This window comes from Synergistaceae bacterium, from assembly GCA_017443945.1.
Classification (GTDB): Bacteria; Synergistota; Synergistia; order Synergistales; family Aminobacteriaceae; genus JAFUXM01.
The window spans coordinates 1-4321 of record JAFSXS010000046.1 but is presented as its reverse complement, the minus strand read 5'-3'; the positions used below and the strand labels follow the sequence as shown (position 1 = coordinate 4321).

The following is a 4321-nucleotide window of genomic DNA, read 5'->3' as shown; positions in this document are numbered from 1 at the left end:
TGTCGACTTCCCGAAGGAAATTTTCCTTGACAACGCAAGAACACAGTTTGTCAATAATTTTGCGTTCAGTGCTGCAACTTATCCAGGCGCAACTAATCCTTCACTCGACGGCAAACCCGTTTTTGTTCTCGCAGTAAGAGGCACAACTAACCCCACTGAAGGCACAGCAAGCGATACAATCTCATATTCATTCATGGATATGTCGTCGCTCGTTGATACTTACACAGTGAAGGCCGGAGCTTCACAGCAGGTTCTCACTATCGCGGACTATGAGGTCGAAATCAAGTTCGATTCAACTCTCACAAGTTCAGCAAGCGGACTCGGTGTTGCAGTCTCAGCAGTAGCTAACAACGCAATCATCAAGCAGGCCGACGGCTTATACGCTGATATTTCCGGCAAAGCTGACAAGGTCGCAAATGCAACAGCTGGCAATTTCGCAACACTCGACGCAAATGGCAATCTTGTAGACAGCGGAATCGGAGTCGCAACCAGTGCCGATGTTACAGCAATGATTAACGAAGTCTTCGGCGCGGCATAGTTTTATGGGGCAGGCTTTGCCCCGTTTTTATTCGGAGGTGTAATTTATGCAGTCTCCAAACCTCAAAGATTATCTGCAAAGCTGTCTTCAATCGGCTAAAAATTTCACGATTAAAAAATTTTGTGACTTCAGCGAGGCAGTTATAGCAGTTATCGAGGAAATCATACAGAAAAAAGCAGACCGCAGTGATGTCGATAAAATCTATCAGATTCTCAAGGAAAAAGGAATTTATGATAACGCTGCTCCGGAAAAATTAAAGGAGGTCTAATTTATGGGAAAACTTTTCACAGATTCAACCGGCAAGGAAATTTTGCAGGAACTCAAAACACGCAATCAACAAATATCAAGCGTACAGGGCAACCCTAACAGCTTAAGGACAACGGACAAATCAAGTCTTGTTGCAGCAATTAACGAAGTCGATACGCACGCAGACGGCAACACAACGAGACTCACCACAGCAGAGGGCAAAATTTCTGCTTTCGAAGGAGTAAACGCAGGCACAAAGCTCAACTCTTACTACGATAAATTATTGGGCGTATCTTATGATAATTACCCTAATGCAGATGCAAGAGACTGGCACAAAATTTCAATAATCCCGTGGCTAAAATCTCATTTCAGAGGGAAATATCTCGGTACTACAATTACTACTGCACAATATAACGCTATGACGGGTGTTAAGGGCGCAGATATGAGAGACGTACAAATCGGCGACTTTTGGTTATTGCCCATGAAACAGCATTTGACAGACAAAACTGGTAATGTTCTCGTTCGAGTAGTTGACAGGTGCAGAAATTATTTCGCAAACGGTATTACTGATGGAACCGGCAACAGAGACAACGGTAACAATGAAGGAAGCATATATAATGCAGTGCTCACTATTGAACAAGTTGGCACCTATGACGGCTTACTGAATTATCAAATGAACGACTCCAACACAACCGAAGGCGGCTATATCGGATCAAAAATATATCAGGAACATATTCCCGCAATAATTGATTTTATAAAGTCGTCAGCTAACTGGGGGTCTAGTGAATGGCTCGGACATGCGCCTATAAGAGCTTGCAACGCTGTTACTAATGGCGAGGAGTCAGGCTGGATTCAAGATAATAGCGAAGTGCATTTGATTTCGCTAAATGAAATGTTGCCGGGCGGTTATTATTATCGCGGCAAAATGCCAAGTACGTGGTTTGATGCAACTTTCCCATTTTATACAATGTGTCATGGCGCGTTCAAAAATTTTGCCATAGCAGGAGTATTAACGCGCGATGTTGCCAGCGGTAATTCATATTGGGGTTACGGTTCACCAGGAAACTATTGGGGAGGTTGGCCATCCGGAGTAACAAAAATATCCGCATATAGTACAAGTCAAAATTATTATTTGCCAATGTTCTGGTGCGTAATAAGAAATACATAAGGAGAATAAATAATGTACACGATAAAATTTGCAGATAACAGCGAGTTAAAAAATTTGGAGCTTAACGGCAATAACTTTATTTCACAGCAGGAACTCACACCAGAGTTTTTTACGCCCGAAAAGTTAGCTAATATCGAAATCTCGTACACTCCCAAAGAAGGCGACGACGAGTCAATGATAATGGACACAATGAGCGGCAATTATGAAAATGTCGAGTTTATCCACTGCACTCACTATCAGGGTGTAAGAGGCCTAGCGGACGGTTATTACTTCACACTTAATGTGTAAATGTTGCGGGAGGCTCCGGCTTCCCGTTTTTTGTTAAGGAGGAAATTTAAAAATGGCTGTAGATACTGAACACTTCAAAGTGTCCGAGTTCGCTTGCAAACACTGCGGCGAAAATAAAATTGATCAGAGAGTTATTAACATGGCTGAAGAGATACGACAGAAATTAGGAGTTCCCGTCAATGTCAATTCAGGCTACAGGTGCGAGACCCATAATAAGAACGTCGGCGGAGTCAAAGGCTCTAAGCACACTAAAGGGCTTGCGGCGGATTTGGCTTGCTCACTGGGCAGCGCGAAAATGTTCGAGGCAGTAAAGCAATTACGAGCTGAGGGCAAATTACAAGATATGGATTATTGCATAAAGTACGGCAAGAAAAATTTTATACACATCGACTGCGGCGGCAAAAGAAATAATTTATATGAGGTGAAAACATAATGACTGACAATGTTATAGAATTCTCAATGGATTTATTTTTCAGCGGCGTACTTGGTCTGCTGGCGTGGTTCTTCGGAGGCTTTGATGTGCTATTGAAGGTCTTGATTGTCATGATAGTTATTGATTATGCAACGGGGCTGTCGATCGCTTGGCTCGATAACGCGCTTTGCAGTTCGGTAGGCTTTCGGGGGATCACGAAAAAATGTATCATGCTCTCATTCGTCGGGATTGCGCATTTGATGGATATGATAATTCCTGACGATCACGGGGCTATCCGCTCGATAGTGTGCCTGTTCTACATCAGTAACGAGGGTAAAAGCATAATCGAGAATGCACACCGACTCGGCGTTCCGTTCCCCAATGAATTACTGAAACATTTTGATTTTATACACAAGGACGAGAAAATAACTTGCGATAAAAGCGTTTCAGAGTGAATATACACAAAAAATTTCAGCGAGGTGTATATTTATGAGAAATCCAGAATTATTAACCGCTGACGGAGCAAATGAAAATATTGCGTCGCTATATTACAAGGACAATTGCAGTGTGATAAAAATCGTTAACGCTGTAGAAGAAAGCAGCACAGGCGAAGAATTATCAGCCAATTTGAACAAGTTAAAACTTTTCAGCAAATTTTACCCCGACCGAGAGACCGCCGATTATGCACGCGTGGTAATGACAGACCCGTTCGGCAACAAGCATTATCTCAAGGCCGAGAAGTAACACTATTTTTTCAGCAGCTTATGAAGTTTTCTACGTATTAAATCGATTTGCCGGAGGAGATTCAGATTTTTTTCTTCGGCGATTCGCAATTCATCATACAACTTTTCAATCTCTGACTGCCTCTCATCATCGCTTAGAGCGTCAAAATTTTCACTCTCAATTTCTGACTCTTCGCTTTTGTGTCTGCGTTCCCATATTGCTGCAAAACCTCGCGGGCCGGGCTTGTATGCCTCGACAGATTTTCGCGGAATGAGCCAGCGTTTGCCGATTCTGATTGTCCCGTCAAATTTTCCCTGCCTGCAAAGAAGTCCCACGCTGCTTTTCTTGTAATTCAGGATTTCGGCAGCCTCATCAATTGATACAAATTCGGATATGTCCATAAAATTTTTTTGCCTCCTGATTAAAATTTACGCATATTTTATCACAGAAAAATTATAAATATACTTGCATAATAATTATTTAGAGTTAATATAACGTCATTAAACGAAAGGAGCATTAAATCATGAAAAACGTAGTATTCATCAAAAATTTTGAAGACAATCAAGAAATTAACAAGACAATTTACTGGAGCTACAAGAAAAGCAAAGAGTCAGGAAATGAGCTTATCGATTTCAGCGGTACAGTTTGGGCGCGCGAGATCCCCGAAATAGCGGAAACATTGCGCAGTGCAGGCGTTAAGGAGTTCACGATTTCACAACAGGCCAGCAATTTACTTGAAAATATGGCGGCGTTCACGAAATGCGGATTTAATGTCAGCGGCATTGCAGAAATTAATTCAACTTACCGCAATTACGAGACTAACGAGTTTGAAATTATCCCGGCGGTTCTCATGAAGTCAGAATAAAAAATTTTTCGGCTGTAGTGAAAATTATCGCCGTTTTTCCTGCTTATAAATGTTAATAAAGACTTGCATAATAATTATTTA

General features: G+C 41.8%; 9 protein-coding genes. 8 read left to right on the top strand and 1 reads right to left on the bottom strand.

Features of this window, described 5'->3' with window-relative positions; all coding sequences use genetic code 11:
* The 7 genes from IJT21_04685 to IJT21_04655 form a co-directional block, all read left to right on the top strand.
* On the top strand, positions 1-538 hold a 538-nt coding region (locus IJT21_04685), incomplete at its 5' end, for a hypothetical protein (protein ID MBQ7577551.1).
* Between the two features lie 46 nt (positions 539-584).
* Entirely contained in the window at positions 585-806 is a 222-nt protein-coding gene (locus IJT21_04680; protein ID MBQ7577550.1) for a hypothetical protein, read from the top strand.
* A 3-nt stretch (positions 807-809) separates the two neighbouring features.
* Positions 810-1952 (top strand): hypothetical protein, encoded by a 1143-nt coding sequence (locus IJT21_04675; protein MBQ7577549.1) that lies wholly within the window; start codon positions 810-812, stop codon positions 1950-1952.
* A 12-nt stretch (positions 1953-1964) separates the two neighbouring features.
* The gene (locus IJT21_04670; GenBank protein ID MBQ7577548.1) at positions 1965-2240 is read left to right on the top strand and encodes a hypothetical protein; all 276 of its coding nucleotides are present in this window, start codon (positions 1965-1967) and stop codon (positions 2238-2240) included.
* A 52-nt stretch (positions 2241-2292) separates the two neighbouring features.
* Positions 2293-2673: a DUF882 domain-containing protein gene (locus tag IJT21_04665; GenBank protein MBQ7577547.1), complete on the top strand. Its 381-nt coding sequence runs from the start codon at positions 2293-2295 to the stop codon at positions 2671-2673.
* A complete protein-coding gene (locus IJT21_04660) occupies positions 2673-3107 on the top strand; it encodes a phage holin family protein (protein ID MBQ7577546.1) in 435 nt (144 codons plus the stop codon). Before IJT21_04665 ends, IJT21_04660 begins: the two co-directional genes overlap by 1 nt.
* Before the next feature lie 34 nt (positions 3108-3141).
* A complete protein-coding gene (locus tag IJT21_04655) occupies positions 3142-3396 on the top strand; it encodes a hypothetical protein (protein ID MBQ7577545.1) in 255 nt (84 codons plus the stop codon).
* A 2-nt stretch (positions 3397-3398) separates the two neighbouring features.
* Here IJT21_04655 and IJT21_04650 read toward each other — a convergent pair whose 3' ends face one another.
* Positions 3399-3776, bottom strand: coding sequence for a helix-turn-helix domain-containing protein (locus IJT21_04650; protein ID MBQ7577544.1), 378 nt, complete (start codon positions 3774-3776; stop codon positions 3399-3401).
* A 122-nt stretch (positions 3777-3898) separates the two neighbouring features.
* Between IJT21_04650 and IJT21_04645 the strand changes: the two genes are divergently transcribed.
* Complete coding sequence (locus IJT21_04645; GenBank protein MBQ7577543.1) at positions 3899-4240, top strand: hypothetical protein; 342 nt, start codon at positions 3899-3901, stop codon at positions 4238-4240.
* Positions 4241-4321 lie beyond the last annotated feature (81 nt).